The sequence below is a fragment of the Algiphilus aromaticivorans DG1253 genome (genome assembly GCF_000733765.1).
Taxonomy (GTDB): Bacteria; Pseudomonadota; Gammaproteobacteria; order Nevskiales; family Nevskiaceae; genus Algiphilus; species Algiphilus aromaticivorans.
In genome coordinates this window covers 1,195,453-1,208,676 of record NZ_JPOG01000001.1, presented here as the reverse complement: position 1 = coordinate 1,208,676, position 13,224 = coordinate 1,195,453, and the positions used below count along the sequence as shown (strand labels likewise).

General features: G+C 66.8%; 16 protein-coding genes. 7 read left to right on the top strand and 9 right to left on the bottom strand.

The window, feature by feature from the left end; all coding sequences use genetic code 11:
• The first annotated feature begins 19 nt into the window (after nucleotides 1-19).
• Nucleotides 20-559 carry a DUF4334 domain-containing protein gene (locus U743_RS05560; RefSeq protein WP_043766211.1) on the top strand — a complete coding sequence of 180 codons (540 nt, stop codon included), beginning with the start codon at nucleotides 20-22 and terminating at the stop codon, nucleotides 557-559.
• Nucleotides 560-565: 6 nt separating this feature from the next.
• Here U743_RS05560 and U743_RS05555 read toward each other — a convergent pair whose 3' ends face one another.
• Together U743_RS05555 and U743_RS05550 are read right to left on the bottom strand one after the other, a co-directional pair.
• A complete protein-coding gene (locus U743_RS05555; RefSeq protein ID WP_043766208.1) occupies nucleotides 566-1,183 on the bottom strand; it encodes a class I SAM-dependent methyltransferase in 618 nt (205 codons plus the stop codon).
• A gap of 47 nt (nucleotides 1,184-1,230) precedes the next feature.
• Nucleotides 1,231-2,016, bottom strand: a complete 786-nt coding sequence (locus U743_RS05550; protein ID WP_043766204.1) for an SDR family oxidoreductase — start codon at nucleotides 2,014-2,016, stop codon at nucleotides 1,231-1,233.
• Nucleotides 2,017-2,081: 65 nt separating this feature from the next.
• Here U743_RS05550 and U743_RS05545 point away from each other — a divergent pair, with 65 nt between their 5' ends.
• From U743_RS05545 to U743_RS05530, 4 genes are all read left to right on the top strand, one after another.
• Nucleotides 2,082-2,609 carry a gamma carbonic anhydrase family protein gene (locus tag U743_RS05545; protein WP_043766201.1) on the top strand — a complete coding sequence of 176 codons (528 nt, stop codon included), beginning with the start codon at nucleotides 2,082-2,084 and terminating at the stop codon, nucleotides 2,607-2,609.
• Nucleotides 2,610-2,654: 45 nt separating this feature from the next.
• Nucleotides 2,655-3,338 (top strand): monofunctional biosynthetic peptidoglycan transglycosylase, encoded by a 684-nt coding sequence (gene mtgA / locus U743_RS05540; RefSeq protein WP_043766199.1) that lies wholly within the window; start codon nucleotides 2,655-2,657, stop codon nucleotides 3,336-3,338.
• An 84-nt stretch (nucleotides 3,339-3,422) separates the two neighbouring features.
• Complete coding sequence (locus tag U743_RS05535; protein WP_043766196.1) at nucleotides 3,423-3,794, top strand: DUF2237 family protein; 372 nt, start codon at nucleotides 3,423-3,425, stop codon at nucleotides 3,792-3,794.
• Nucleotides 3,795-3,827: 33 nt separating this feature from the next.
• Nucleotides 3,828-4,628: a TIGR01458 family HAD-type hydrolase gene (locus U743_RS05530; protein ID WP_043766193.1), complete on the top strand. Its 801-nt coding sequence runs from the start codon at nucleotides 3,828-3,830 to the stop codon at nucleotides 4,626-4,628.
• 1 nt (nucleotide 4,629) lies between these two features.
• Here U743_RS05530 and U743_RS17965 read toward each other — a convergent pair whose 3' ends face one another.
• Both U743_RS17965 and U743_RS05520 read right to left on the bottom strand, forming a co-directional pair.
• Nucleotides 4,630-5,574 (bottom strand): sensor domain-containing diguanylate cyclase, encoded by a 945-nt coding sequence (locus tag U743_RS17965; protein ID WP_052367573.1) that lies wholly within the window; start codon nucleotides 5,572-5,574, stop codon nucleotides 4,630-4,632.
• Nucleotides 5,575-5,620: 46 nt separating this feature from the next.
• Nucleotides 5,621-6,259, bottom strand: coding sequence for an arylesterase (locus tag U743_RS05520; RefSeq protein ID WP_043766191.1), 639 nt, complete (start codon nucleotides 6,257-6,259; stop codon nucleotides 5,621-5,623).
• Between the two features lie 48 nt (nucleotides 6,260-6,307).
• Between U743_RS05520 and U743_RS05515 the strand changes: the two genes are divergently transcribed.
• Nucleotides 6,308-6,757: an acyl-CoA thioesterase gene (locus U743_RS05515; RefSeq protein WP_043766189.1), complete on the top strand. Its 450-nt coding sequence runs from the start codon at nucleotides 6,308-6,310 to the stop codon at nucleotides 6,755-6,757.
• Nucleotides 6,758-6,761: 4 nt separating this feature from the next.
• Here the strand turns inward: U743_RS05515 and U743_RS05510 are convergent, their stop codons facing one another.
• Genes U743_RS05510 through U743_RS05495 form a run of 4 tightly spaced genes read right to left on the bottom strand, consistent with a single transcriptional unit; the run spans nucleotide 6,762 to nucleotide 11,106 of the window.
• Nucleotides 6,762-7,382 (bottom strand): methyltransferase domain-containing protein, encoded by a 621-nt coding sequence (locus U743_RS05510; RefSeq protein ID WP_198021947.1) that lies wholly within the window; start codon nucleotides 7,380-7,382, stop codon nucleotides 6,762-6,764.
• A gap of 52 nt (nucleotides 7,383-7,434) precedes the next feature.
• The gene (locus U743_RS05505; protein WP_043766187.1) at nucleotides 7,435-8,511 is read right to left on the bottom strand and encodes an NAD-dependent epimerase/dehydratase family protein; all 1,077 of its coding nucleotides are present in this window, start codon (nucleotides 8,509-8,511) and stop codon (nucleotides 7,435-7,437) included.
• Between the two features lie 57 nt (nucleotides 8,512-8,568).
• Nucleotides 8,569-10,158, bottom strand: coding sequence for an FAD-binding oxidoreductase (locus U743_RS05500; RefSeq protein ID WP_043766185.1), 1,590 nt, complete (start codon nucleotides 10,156-10,158; stop codon nucleotides 8,569-8,571).
• A 33-nt stretch (nucleotides 10,159-10,191) separates the two neighbouring features.
• Nucleotides 10,192-11,106 carry a sterol desaturase family protein gene (locus U743_RS05495; protein ID WP_043766183.1) on the bottom strand — a complete coding sequence of 305 codons (915 nt, stop codon included), beginning with the start codon at nucleotides 11,104-11,106 and terminating at the stop codon, nucleotides 10,192-10,194.
• A gap of 92 nt (nucleotides 11,107-11,198) precedes the next feature.
• Between U743_RS05495 and U743_RS05490 the strand changes: the two genes are divergently transcribed.
• Complete coding sequence (locus tag U743_RS05490; RefSeq protein ID WP_052367571.1) at nucleotides 11,199-12,239, top strand: AraC family transcriptional regulator; 1,041 nt, start codon at nucleotides 11,199-11,201, stop codon at nucleotides 12,237-12,239.
• Nucleotides 12,240-12,252: 13 nt separating this feature from the next.
• Here the strand turns inward: U743_RS05490 and U743_RS05485 are convergent, their stop codons facing one another.
• Nucleotides 12,253-13,137 carry an alpha/beta hydrolase gene (locus tag U743_RS05485; protein WP_232226728.1) on the bottom strand — a complete coding sequence of 295 codons (885 nt, stop codon included), beginning with the start codon at nucleotides 13,135-13,137 and terminating at the stop codon, nucleotides 12,253-12,255.
• Between the last annotated feature and the right edge of the window lie 87 nt (nucleotides 13,138-13,224).

Genomic DNA, 13,224 nt, shown 5'->3' with positions numbered 1-13,224 from the left:
CCTCATCAGGAGAACGCGCATGGCTTTCGACGCCACTGAGCAACTCGGCACCGGACGGGAATCCGCCGAGGCCGCCTTCGCCTTCTACGACAGCCTTGATCCGGTCGACTGCGACGCCATGATCGGCCGCTGGCGCGGCGACGGCTTCAGTACCGGCCACGCCCTGGACGGCGTACTGGAGCGCTTCGGCTGGTACGGCAAGGAATTCGTCGATGCCGACAACGTGCATCCCCTGCTCTTCTCGACGGCCGGTGGCGGTATCCGCCGCGTCAATCCGGCGCTGATGCCGCTGGCGCTAGGTCTGCGCTTTCCGCAGCTCAACAACGACGCCTCAGCACGCGCCTTCCGCCTCATTCAACCGCTCATGGCTACCAGTGGCTCGAAGGCGCGGCTGCGCATGACCGAGTTTCGCGGCAAGATCAGCGCGACGATGTGCTACGACCAGCGCCCTATCCATGACGTATTCCGCCGCGTCGACGACGACACGGTGCTCGGCGCGATGGACATGAAGGGGATGGACGAAGTCTTCCTCTTCCTGCTGCGCCGCGACCGCAGCTGAGGGTTCTCAGGCGGCGCGCGCCCAGCCGGTGCGCACATAAGTCCAGGGCTTCGGCCCCTTGAGGTAGCCCTCGCGCATCTCGTCGATGGCGAATCCGCCTGCATCCAGCAGCTGTGGAATGTCGCGGTCCAGCTGACATCCGCCGGCAATCTTGCTCCACCCCGGCGAGAGACGGTGCTGCCAGCGCTGCACCTTCGGCTCCGGAGCAAGACCGTGCTCGGAGAAGAGCAGCTCGCCTTCGGGCTTGAGTACCCGTCGCATCTCGTGCAGCGCGGCGACCGGATCCGGAATCGTGCAAAGCGAGAAGGTGCAGACGACAGTGTCGAAACTGTTGTCTTCGGCGGGAATACCTTCGGCCGAAACACCCATCAACTCAACGCTCATGCCGGCTTCCGCGGCGCGCTTGCGCGCCTTGGCGTTCATCTGCTCGGCCGGATCCAGGCCGATCAGCGAGGACACCTGCTCCGGCGCGTAGAAGGGAAAATTACGGCCGGTTCCAATGCCGATCTCCAGAACCCGTCCACGCGCCCGCGGCAACAGTCCGGCCCGTTCTTTCTGAATCGGCTTCATGCCGCAGCAGCAGTCGAGAACGACGGGCAGTACGTAATGATCATAGATGGCCATTTCGGAGTCCTCGAGGGGAAAAGCTGGAACGCCAGTATAGCGACGGCTCAGCGCTGCTCGGCGCGGCGCAACAAGCGCGCGAAGAGCCCCGGCAGGAAGCGCTTGAGATAAACGTAAACGCGCTCCCGCCCCATCAGCAATTCATAGCGCCCGGCGGCCACGGCCTTCCAGATGCGCGCCGCGCATTCGGCCGGGTCCATGCCGCCTGCGGTGCTGGCCTCGACGCGCCCGTTCGAGCTGCCATCACCAGTCAGCGCGTTGGCCGAAACCTGCGTGGCAACGAAGCCTGGGCAGGCCAGCGTGAAGCGCACACCGACGTCCCAGTACTCCGCCGCGGCCGAATCGAAGAAGCCGTGCAGAGCGTGCTTGGCTGCGGAATAGCCGCTGCGAAGGGGCGAGCTGATGTAGCCGACAACACTGCTGACGATCACCACATGACCGCCGCCGCGCGCGACCATGCCGGGCAGCACGGCTTTGGAAAGCGCCACCACCGCGAAGAAATCCAGCTCCATCAGTCGTCGATACACAGCCATATCGGTATCGGCAATCAGGCTGCGCTGCGAAATGCCGGCGTTGTTAACCAGAATGTCGATGGGGCCGAAGAAAGCCTCGGCCTGCTCGCGCGCGGAATCAGCGTCGAAATCTGCGAGGTCGAGTGGCTGTACCGCGCATTGCCCCGGATTCGCACAAGCAGCCCGCACGCGCTCCAGCTCGTCCTGCCGTCGCGCGCTGAGCACCAACCGCGCCCCGGCCTGCGATGCCTGAAGCGCCAGCTGCTCGCCGATACCGCCCGAAGCGCCCGTGATCCAGACAACCCGGTTCTGCAGTTGCATGCTTCCCCCTGCGCGCTCAGGCGCAATGGCATAGTACAAGGCATTGTCCAACAGGGAGCCTCGCGTTGCTCTACACCATCGACGATATCCAACCCGAGCTGGCCGACGATGTCTTCGTCGCCGACAATGCCACGGTCATCGGCCGCGTCCGGTTGGAAGCCGGCGCCAGCGTCTGGTTCAACTGCGTGCTGCGCGGTGACGTCGAAGCGCTGCACATCGGCACCGGCAGCAACATCCAGGACGGCAGCGTGCTGCACGCCGATCCCGGCTTCCCGCTTCGGGTGGGCGAGAACGTCACCGTGGGCCACATGGTGATGCTCCACGGCTGCAGCATCGGGGACAACAGCCTGATCGGTATCGGCGCCATCGTGCTCAACGGCGCGAAGATCGGGCGCAACTGCATCATTGGCGCGGGCACCCTCATCCCCGAGGGTAAGGAAATTCCCGACAGCTCCCTGGTCATGGGTGCGCCGGGCAAGGTCGTGCGCGAGTGCGGCGACAAGGAGCGCGCCGCGATCGCGGCCTCGGCGGAACACTATGTCGATAATGGGCGGCGCTATCGCGAGGGTCTTGTGGGTTATGACGCCAAATGATCACCGCCTCCCGATCGGCGTTGATACACCGCGACACGGGGTGACATGAGCCGCCGGCGGCGCCGAAGCGGCATCCGGCGAAAGCTGCTCATTGCCGCTCTGCTGCTGCTGGCGACCCCCGTCGTTGCGATCGCGGCAATGCGCTGGGTGCCGCCGCCGACGACCGCCTTCATGCTGCAGAGCCCGGTACAGCCGGTTCGCCAGCAATGGGCCCCGCTGGAGGCTATCGCGCCGGTGCTCGCCCAGGCCGTGGTCGCCTCCGAGGATCAGAACTTTCCACGTCATCACGGCTTTGATTTCGCGGCCATTAGCGACGCCATCCGGGAAGGCGGCGACGGCGGACCGCAGCGCGGCGCCTCCACCATTAGCCAGCAGGTTGCCAAGAACCTCTTCCTCTGGCCGGGAGGCGGCTACGCGCGCAAGGGCATCGAGGCCGGCCTGACGGTACTCATCGAGCTGCTATGGCCAAAGCGGCGCATCCTCGAGATCTATCTGAACATCGCCGAACTCGCGCCCGGCGTCTTCGGCGCCGAGGCGGCCGCGATGCACTATTTCGAGCACAGCGCCGCGACACTCGATGCCAATCAGGCCTCTCGACTAGCGGCAGTGCTTCCGGCACCACGGCGTTGGAAAGCCGAACCACCGGACGAACATGTGCTGCGCCGGAGTCTCTGGATCCGTGAGCAGATGGCGCATGTAACGCCAAGCCTGAATGATGCGCTGCACTAACGCGAGCGCCCGGACGCCCAGGCAGCGCACAACGCCGCGCCTACCGCACTGGCATGATGGGTCAAAGCCTTCTGGACACATGGCATGAGCAATTCGCCGGCACGCAACATTCTTGGCGGCGCCCTCGTCGCCTGCTGCAACGACCCGCCGGTGGGCTTCTACCGCGATGGCAGCTGCAATACCGGCCGCGGCGACGCCGGCCTGCATACCGTTTGTGCGATCGTGACCGAGGAGTTCCTCGCCTTCAGTCGTGCGCAGGGCAATGATCTGTCGACGCCACGCGCCGAGATGGGCTTTCCCGGCCTGCAGCCCGGCGACCGCTGGTGCCTGTGCGCAGCGCGCTGGGCCGAGGCCGTCGAAGCCGGCGTCGCCCCGCCGATCGTGCCCAGCGCCTGTCACGAAGCCACGCTCGAGGTTGTGGATATCGACACCCTGCGGCGCCACGCGCTGCAGTAGCGCCGCTGGCACGCATCCTGCGTCGCAGCGGTCATGAAGGTGAAATCGACGCCTAACAGTGCCAGAGGTCTGCTGCTGGACATCGACGGCGTGCTGCACGTCGGCGATCAAGCGCTGCCGGGAGCCGCCGAAACCCTGGAGGCACTGGGCGAAGCGGAGATTCCCCTGCGCTTCATCACCAATACCAGCACACGGACCCCAGAAGCCCTGGGCGGGAAACTGCGCGACATGGGGCTGCCGGTCGCCGACGCCGCCATCTTCAGCGCGGTCAGCGCGGCGCGGCGGCATCTCGAACGCAGCGGTGCCCGACGCATCTGGCCCGTTGTCGGTGACGGCATCCGGCCGGTCTTTGCCGATTGGGCCATCGACACGGCCACGCCCGACTGCGTGCTCATCGGCGACATCGGTCCCAGCTGGGATCACAAGCTGCTGGAACGCATCTTCGCCGCCCTCATGCAGGGCGCGGAGCTGGTGGCGCTGCACCGCAACCGCTTCTGGCAGACAGGTAACGGCCTGCGCCTCGATATCGGCGCCTACGTCGCGGCGCTGGAGGCAACCACCGGCCGCGCGGCAACGGTCGTCGGCAAGCCGGATGCGGCCTTCTTCAATCTCGCTGCCGGCGATTTCGATTGCCCGCCCTCCGAGGTCGTCGTGGTAGGCGATGACGTCGACAGCGATATCGGCGGGGCCCAGGCCGCCGGCATGCGCGGGCTGCTGGTGCAAACCGGCAAGTATCGCGCGGACTTCGTCGCGCGCTCCGAGACCACGCCGGACGGCGTCATCGCCAGCATCGCAGAGCTGCCAGGCTGGCTGTCCGGCGCGAGCGTCACTTGACTCAGCGCCGCGGGCGCTGCGGCTCGTAGTCGCGCCAGATCTGCACCTGATTGCGCCCCTCGCGCTTGGCCCGGTAGAGAGCCGCATCGGCCTCGCGCAGAAGATCCTTCTGACTGCGCGCCTGCGGACGCAGCTCTGACACCCCCACACTCATCGTGAAGCCGAAGACCTGACCGACGTCCGCCGACACCCGGATGGCTGCGACGACCTGGCGCAGGCGCTGCAGCATCTCGGCGGCCGCGCTGGCATTGGCGCGCGGCAGCATCAGCGCGAACTCCTCGCCGCCAATGCGGCCAAGGAGATCGATGCTGCGTACATTCGCCTCGGTCTCCTGCGCAAAGGCGATGAGCGCGCGATCGCCGGGCTCGTGTCCGTAGGTATCGTTGACCTGCTTGAAGTGGTCGATGTCGAGCAGCGCCATGGACAAGGGCTCATGGAAGCGCAGCGCGCGCTCGATCTCCTTGCCGGCCACTTCGCCGAAATGCCCGCGGTTGGCTACGCCGGTGAGGGCGTCACGCGTCGCCTGCCGATAGAGCGCCTCTTCTCTCTGCTTGGCCTCGGTGATGTCCTCGAAGACTTCCACGAAGGCCCGGATCTCACCGCTGTCGGCGCGCGCCAGATCCATCGACACATCGGCGGTGAAAAAGCTGCCGTCCGCCCTGGCGCGCATCTGCTCTTCGCGCAGATGCTGATAGGCACGGCAGAACTCAAGGGCCTGCTGCGGCTGATTGTTGCGCCGGCCGTCTTCATGAAAGAGTTGCGCGTAAGGCGCGCCGATCGCGGCATCGGCGCTCAGCCCAGTCAGCTTCACTGCCCCCGGGTTCCAGCTCCGGATACGGCCTTCGCGGTCGAGATGGTAAACACCGAAATTTGAGATGTGCTGCGCCAGCTCCAGCTGCTCGCGAATATCCAGCCGGCCGATAACATTGCGTGTTACCTGCTCCATGGCATCTCTCTCGCCAGTGATCTCACCGCGTCGCCATGTGGCGACCTCATCGCAAGGCACCCGCCGCGCGCAGCAGATCGTGCAGATCCTCGGCGACCAGCCGGTAACCGCGCGCGTTCGGGTGGATGGCATCCGAGCGCAGGCGGCCCTTGCCAATCACATCGGCAAGCGTCGACTCCGCCAGCGGCAGCTGATACTCGGCCGCCAGCTCCGCGAAGACGGGCTGCGGCGTCACCGAGAGTCCCTTGAACTCGGGTACCGAGATCAGCAGCAGCGGAATACCGCGCGCTTCGATCGACTCGATCATCGCGCGTAGATTCTCCACCATCGCGCTGCGCGACTTGCGCTGGAGCATGTCGTTGCCGCCCAGGCAGAGCAGCACCAGATCCGGGTCGGTTTCTTCGAGCACACCCGGAAGCCGCTCGCGGCCCTCGGCAGTGGTCTCGCCGGGCACACCGGCATTGACGACCTCGCGGCCGGACAGCTGCTCCAGCTGCGCCGGATAGGCTTCATCCGCCTCCGCACCGGTGCCGTAGGTCAGGCTATCGCCGAAAGCGAGAATGGTCGCGTCCGCACCCAGGGGTGGTAGACGTGGCCCTTCGTAGCCGCTGCCGCAGGCCGCGACTAGCAACAGCACCAGCAGCTGCGGCAGGATGCGCAACCGCTTTCGAAATGAGCTTTGCATGCAAACTATGATCCTTCAGTCCGCGCCGCGACGCACGGAGCGTCGCAGATGAGCGCAGCCCCCTATCGCTGCCTGCTGCGCGTTCGCTACGGCGACTGTGACGCCCAGAACGTCGTCTTCAACGCCCGCTACGGCGACTACATCGATGTTGCCGTCACCGAATTCATCCGCGCACTGGGCTTCGCCGAAGACTTCGTGCAGGGAGGGCTCGACTACCAGCTGGTGCGCCAGAGCATCGAGTGGCGCGCACCGGCGCGCTTTGACGAGATCATTGCAGCCGACATCCACGTCAGCCACATCGGAACGACCTCATTCCGCCTGCGCACGGATTTCCTGCGCGCCACCGATGGCACGGCACTGGCCACCGCGGAAACGATCTACGTCTGTGTCACCGCCGAACTCGCTAAGCGGGAGATTCCCGAGGCCTTCCGCAGCGCGCTGGAGAAGGGCGCGCCGGGCAGGGTTCACGACCTCGCCGGCACCAACGCCTCGCGCTGAGCGCTCAGACTGCGGCCAGCGCCCCGCGGCAGTGGTACACCCCGGCCGGCGGCAGATTGCGCCAGGCGAGTTCGAAGCGCACCTCTTCGAAGAAGCGTGTGTAGAAGCGCCGGAAGACCCAGGGCATGACCGTGATCTGCGCCACCCAGGGATTTCCCGGCAGCGCCGCGATGGCGGCCAGCACGGCGGCGCGCGCCGGCTCGGGCAGGCTCGGCATCGGCAGCCCGTTGAGCACGACATCGACGCGCGCAACGCCACGCTCCGCCAGCAGCGCCGACATGGCCTCGGCGTTGCCTTCCAGCGCTTCGGCTCGGGGCAAGGAGGCGCGCAGCATCGCTACGAAATCGGGATCACGCTCGATGGCGATCAGCCGGCTGTCCGGGTGCATGCGCGCGGCCGCACAGCGCGTCACGGCGCCGGTGCCCGCACCCAGCTCGACGATCGTCTGCGGCCGTGTCGGGTCGATGAAACGGCAGCAGGCCCGCGCCAGAGCCCGCCCGGAGGGTGTCAACGCGGCTACGGCGCGTCCGTGGCGCAGCAGCTTGCGGAAATGCAGCGCGGCTTCGCCGCTGAGCGTGACATCAGCTTGGATACCCCGGGTGTCCAGGGATTCTCTTTTTTGCATTTGCATCCGAGCAATGCTGCCAAGCACGCATGACGCTACGATGTCAGCTGCTTCAGGCGGCGCTTCTGCCTGCCGGCTTTAACAGCCCGTCCTTGACCGCCTGTTCGAAATGCTCGGCCAGCGTGGTTTCAACCTCGCGGTAGCGCACGCCCAGCGCCTTGCTGCGGCTGTTGTCGAAGCGCGGCGGCACCCCGACATTACGCATCACGAAACGCCGCGTCACCGGCCCTTTCATGGGGCCGAATAGCCAGACCAGCGACTTCGGCAACTCGCGCCTCGGAAAGGAATACGCGCCATTGAAGCGACCGCGCAGACTGTTCGCCATCTGCAGCATGGTGCGCGTACCAGCACAGAGAATGTAGCGACCCTCGGCGGAGGGCGTGAAGGCCGCGAGTAGATGCGCCTGCGCCACGTCGCGCACGTCGACCACACCCATGCCCAGACGCGGCACGCCGTCGCGCAGGCGTCCGTCACCGAGCTGCAGCAGGGTGTCGATGCTGCCCGATCGGCTGGCCGGCGTCAGCGAGGGCCCGAAGACCATCGCCGGGTTGATGCTCACCATGTCCCAGCGCGACTGCGCCTCGCAGACCTGCCAGGCGATGCGCTCGGCCTCGGCCTTAGAGTACTGATAGGGGTTGTGGTGCAGGCTGCTGCTGGTATTCCACTGGGCTTCGGTGAAGACGCCATCCGGCGTGTCGCCGATATCCGCATTGTCCCCGAAGATGGCTGCAACGCTGCTGGTCAGCACCACCCGCTGCACCGACGCGCAGCGATCCACGGAGCCCAGTACGTTGCGGGTGCCCTCCACGGCCGGTCGCAACAGCGCGCTGCGCGCGTCGCGATAACCGGAGAGCACGAAAGGCGAGGCCGTATGCATGACGACGCCGCAGCCGTAGACGGCTTCGTCGAAGCTGCCCTCCACATTGAGATCGGCCTGGAAGAGCTTGAGCGTGCCTGGGGCTTGCTCCGCGATGGCCTGCAGATGCGCGACACTGCTCGCCTTCCCTGGGTCGCGCACGGTGGCGTGCACGGTATGGCCCGCCTCGAGCAAATAGCGCACGATCCAGCCGGCAATATAGCCGGAGGCACCCGTCACACAGACCGGCGCGTCGGTATCGAACTCGGTCATTGGGCCTTTCTCCGAAGTAATGTTGCGGCGCAATACTACGCCTGCGGTCAAGTCCCGTCAGGCATCCGGCAACAGCCCTGGATTCATGATGCCGCGCGGGTCGAGGCGCGCGCGTGCGCCGTGTAGCGCGTCGATGAAGGCCTCGGGCAGCTCCTCGCGCGCATAGCCGCGATGCGTGCGCCCCATGGCGTGATGATGCGAAGCCGTGCCGCCATACTCGGCAACCGCCGCGGCCGCCGCGTCGCGAATCGCCTGCCACTGGCTATTGAGGCTGCCGCGACGACCGGCCGCGAAGAATCCGAAGTAGAGACAGCAGCCATCGGGATAGGCATGCGTGACGCGGCATGTGACCGCCCCGCCCCCGCACTCGGCCTCCAGCGCCTTGATGACGGCCTCGCGGATGCCGTGATAGGCCGCCGGAACCTGTGACCAGAGCACGGCCGTCTCGAAGGTATCCAGCACGACGGCGTGGTCCAGCATGGCGTCGCGCAGATAGGGCTGACGGAAGAAGGTGTTCTTCCAGTCGCCGGTGGACTCCTCGCCCGCCGAGTCCTGGATGCTGCCGCCGTGCTGCTGCGCGATCTCATGCGCAGCCGCCATCTGCGGCCCGACAGGCGCGCCCGCCGACTCGAAGGCCAGCACCATCAGGGCGCCCTGCGCCGGCTTGCCGGCCACCATGCGCGAGACCATGTGCTCGTAGGGGTCGAGAATGCGCAGCTGGGTGGGATAGATGCCCGACTGCAGCATCGTGCGCGCCGCCTCCAGCGCGTCCTCGAAGCGCGCGAAGGCGATACCGCAGCCGTCGCGCAGGCTCGGCGCCTGCACGCAGCGCAGCCAGACCTGGCTGATGACGCCGAGCGTGCCCTCGGAACCGCACCACAGCCGGTTCGGGTCGACACCGACGCTGCCCGCGGGTAGGCGTTGCGTCTGGCAGATACGCCCGTCGGGCAGGATGATCCGCAGGGCCTGGACGCGATCCTCGATCTTGGCGTGCTGCGTCGAGAAATGCCCCGCCCCGCGTGTGGCGACCCAGCCGCCCAGCGAGGAGTGGAAGTAGGACTGCGGAAAATGCCGCACGGCCAGACCCTGATGCTTCACGGCCGCTTCGAGATCCGGACCGAGGATGCCGGCGTCGGCGTGCACGGTCGCCGAGCGCGCGTCGATGGCGTGTACCGCGCGCATCTTCTGCAGCGAGAGGGTCACCACGGCCGCGACATCGCCGACGCCCTCGGGCGTGACGCCGCCGACCACGCTGGAGCCGCCGCCGAAGGGAATCACCGCATAGCGGCGGCTGTCGCACCAGTCGAGGACCGCCATGAGTTCCTGCTCGTTGCCGGGCTCGGCGACGGCGTCGGGTACATCCGCGAGCGCATCACCACGCAGCTCGACCAGATCTGGAAAGCTGCGCCCGCGCGCGTGCAGCAGCCGATCGGCGTGCCCGGTGGAAACCCAGCCGGACAGCGCATCGGGCACTCGCAGGCGCGAATCGGGCAGCGCGATGGCCTCGGCCGCCGGCGCCGCCTGGGCATCGGGCAGCCCGCCGCCGAAGAGGGCACCCGCCATGGGGGCGATGGCCTTGCGCTCGGCGGCGCCCAGCGCGTCCTCCACATAACCCCAGCCGGTGGGGTTCCGGGTCTTGTCGACCATGCGTCTCCTTCTTGTTATGCGATATGCGTGTCCTCAGGATGCCGCAGCGCGACCATCTGCGCTCGCCGACACCGGCCGCTCCCACTCGGGCGGCGCCCACAGATGCTTCAGACGCTGCCGCATCGGCCCCGGCCGCAGCACGTCGCGCCACATATCCCGGAACTCGTGGAGGTTCAGCGTCAGGATGTTGTAGCTGTGGATCTGGCGCGGGATGCCGTAGATCACCTTCTCGGCCTCCGGCTCGAAGCTCCCGAACCAGCGGTCGAAGCAGATCAGAACGCCGCCGAAGTTCCTGTCGATGTACTGCGGATTCTTGCCGTGATGCACGCGATGGTGACTGGGCGTGTTGAACCAGTACTCGATCCAGGGGTGCAGCTTGCCGACCGCCTCGGTGTGCACGAAGTACTGGTAGGTGAGATTGACGCCGTAGAGGAAGAAGACCACGGCCGGATGCACCCCGAGCAGCACCAGCGGCATGAAGAAGAGCCACCAGCCGGTGATCGAATACAGCAGGCTCTGGCGCATGGCCGTGGTCATATTCATGCGCTCGCTGGAGTGATGCACGACGTGCGCGCTCCAGAACCAGCGGATGCGGTGGCTGCCGCGATGGAACCAGTAGTAGCAGAACTCCACGCCCAGGAAGATGGGCCCGATCGTCCAGGCGTTGACCGGAATCTCGAAGAGCCGGAACTGCCAGATCCAGAGCACAGCAGCCCCGGTGACCAGCAGATGCGCGATGGTCTCGAAGATCTGATAGCTGCCGCCGAGGCCGAGATTGGTCAGGATGTCGCGCCACTCGAAGGGCTCGGTACGCCCGCGCCGACGCATGGCCGTGTACTCGATGACGAAAGCCATCAGAAACAACGGCACCATCGCGCTCAGCAGCACCTGCTTCCAGTCGACGTGCGGCCCTAGCAGGGCGTGCACCTGGCTGATGATCGTCTCCATCGTCGTTACCTGCTTTTGTCCTGTTCGCCAATGTGCCCGAAAGCAGGGCCCTGCGATTGACGGACGGCGCCTATTTTTTGACACTTCCTGCCATGAGCCAGGATCTGCCACTGCGCGGCGCGGTACCCAACAGCTATGTGCTGCTGCTCTACGACTACCTCGCCGAGCAGGGACTGGACGCGACCGTGCTGCTGGGCGCGCCACCTCCGGCGAGCCACGCCGAGTCCCCCACCCGCTTTCCGGTGACGCGCTGGAAAGCCCTGCTGGAGACCGCCGCCGCGCGCCTGGGCGACCCGCTGCTGGGGCTCCATCTGGGCGAGCGTGTAACCCCGGCGCATTTCGGCCTCATGGGCTATGTGTTGCTGGCCTGCGAGAATCTGGCTGCGGCACTGCAACGCCTGCGCGAGTTCGAGCGCCTCTTCTACGACGTGAGTCCGCTGCGCGTGCATGCCGAGGACGAGCAACTGATTCTGCAATGGGGTACCGAAGCGGGCCGGCCGGGAGCACTGGCCGATGAAGCCGCCGTCACCGCGCTGGTGACCCTGGCACGCGACATAACCGCGGCACCGACGATGGCGCCCATCTCCATCGACTTCGTCAATCCCGCGCCAGCCGATCGCAGCCCGCATGAGGCCATCCTCGGCTGCCCGGTGGCATTCGACTCCACGAGCACGCGCGTGCGCATCCCCGTGCAGTGGCTGGCCATGCCGCTGCGCCATCCGGACCCGCAGCTGCTCGCCCTGCTGCGCGCGCAGGCTGCGGAGCAGCTCCGGCGGCTGCCACCACGCGGCGAGTTCGGCGCAGCCATCCGCACCCTCATCCCCGAGCTGCTGCAGCAAGGGCGCGCCGATGCCCCAACCGTCGCCGGGCGCCTGCACCTGTCGCTGCGCAGCCTGCATCGCCACCTGGCTGCCGAAGGCCAGAGCTTCCGCGCGCTGCGCGACGAATGCCTCTACCAGCTAGCCTGCGATCATCTCGCCGATCAGCGGCTGCAACTCGGCGAGATCGCGCAGTTACTCAGCTATTCCGAGCAGAGCGCCTTCACCCGCGCATTTCGGCGCTGGAGCGGCCAGAGTCCTCGGCGCTTTCGCCAAGCCCTTCAGACCCGCGGCCACGCACAGTGCAGCAACTGAGCGCGATCGAGGCTTACTCGGACATAAGCTGGACCCGCAGAAAAGCGATGGCACGCGCCACCGCCGTGCCATCGCTGAGGAAAGCGGTGATATGCCCGCGCAATCGCATACGGTAAAGCTCGACATGCACGCCGGCGGCTTCCAACGCCGCGGCGAAATCCTCTGCGTGGTCGACATTGACCAGCATGTCGCTACCGCCGTGATAGAGGAAGAAGGGCGGCGCCGCCGGTGTGACGTGGACGATTGGCGAAGCCAGTCGGTACGCCTCCGGCGCCTGGCGCTGATCGCCACCGAGGAACTGCGGCACCAGCTTTCCACCGTCGAACTTGCGCAGATCGGTGGGCGTGCCGCCCGCGACCACGGCCTGCAGGCGCGTATCAGTGCTGCCGTGCGGGGCATCCAGCGCCTCGTCGGCCGCCGAGAGGCCAAGCAGGGCCACCAGATGCGCGCCGGCCGAGTAGCCGAAGCCGGCGACACGCTCGGAATCCACGCCGAATTGCGGCGCCTCTTCGCGCAGCCAGCGCAGCGCCTGCTGCAAATCGTGCAACTGCGCCGGGAAGCGGTATTCGGGCGCGAATCGGTAGGCCGCGTTCATCACGACGAAGCCGGCGCCGGCCAGCTCCTCGGCGATGGCGGTCATGTCGGCGGGCTCGCCGCGCGCCCAGCCACCGCCGTGCACCAGCAGCACGGCCGGGAATGGCCCCTGGCCCGTCGGCTGGTAGATGTCGGCGTGCAGCGCCTCGGGCCAGCCCTCCGGGCTGTAGCGCAGCTGCTCGTGGCGCTCGAAGTCGCGCTCCGGCATCGACGCGGCTGGTGTTTCGGGCCGGTTGCTGTGCGTGGCGCAGGCTGCCAGCAGCAAGCTCGCGGCCAGAATGGCGGCGCCACGGAGCCGGGGCACGATTGTCTTTATGCTTGTTTTGCTTTTCATCGTCCACCTTACGTGCCGCAGGCGCATCGGGATGCCGGCGGAGGTCATTTCGCTGAA

Coding starts and splice junctions, on each gene's coding strand:
- U743_RS05505 (WP_043766187.1), bottom strand. CDS start 8,511: ATGACCGAGTTCGATACCGACGCGCCGGTCTGTGTGACGGGTGCCTCC.
- U743_RS05535 (WP_043766196.1), top strand. CDS start 3,423: ATGAGCAATTCGCCGGCACGCAACATTCTTGGCGGCGCCCTCGTCGCC.
- U743_RS05515 (WP_043766189.1), top strand. CDS start 6,308: ATGAGCGCAGCCCCCTATCGCTGCCTGCTGCGCGTTCGCTACGGCGAC.
- U743_RS17965 (WP_052367573.1), bottom strand. CDS start 5,574: ATGGAGCAGGTAACACGCAATGTTATCGGCCGGCTGGATATTCGCGAG.
- U743_RS05490 (WP_052367571.1), top strand. CDS start 11,199: ATGAGCCAGGATCTGCCACTGCGCGGCGCGGTACCCAACAGCTATGTG.
- U743_RS05550 (WP_043766204.1), bottom strand. CDS start 2,016: ATGCAACTGCAGAACCGGGTTGTCTGGATCACGGGCGCTTCGGGCGGT.
- U743_RS05520 (WP_043766191.1), bottom strand. CDS start 6,259: ATGCAAAGCTCATTTCGAAAGCGGTTGCGCATCCTGCCGCAGCTGCTG.
- U743_RS05500 (WP_043766185.1), bottom strand. CDS start 10,158: ATGGTCGACAAGACCCGGAACCCCACCGGCTGGGGTTATGTGGAGGAC.
- mtgA (WP_043766199.1), top strand. CDS start 2,655: ATGAGCCGCCGGCGGCGCCGAAGCGGCATCCGGCGAAAGCTGCTCATT.
- U743_RS05560 (WP_043766211.1), top strand. CDS start 20: ATGGCTTTCGACGCCACTGAGCAACTCGGCACCGGACGGGAATCCGCC.
- U743_RS05555 (WP_043766208.1), bottom strand. CDS start 1,183: ATGGCCATCTATGATCATTACGTACTGCCCGTCGTTCTCGACTGCTGC.
- U743_RS05530 (WP_043766193.1), top strand. CDS start 3,828: ATGAAGGTGAAATCGACGCCTAACAGTGCCAGAGGTCTGCTGCTGGAC.
- U743_RS05495 (WP_043766183.1), bottom strand. CDS start 11,106: ATGGAGACGATCATCAGCCAGGTGCACGCCCTGCTAGGGCCGCACGTC.
- U743_RS05510 (WP_198021947.1), bottom strand. CDS start 7,382: ATGCAAAAAAGAGAATCCCTGGACACCCGGGGTATCCAAGCTGATGTC.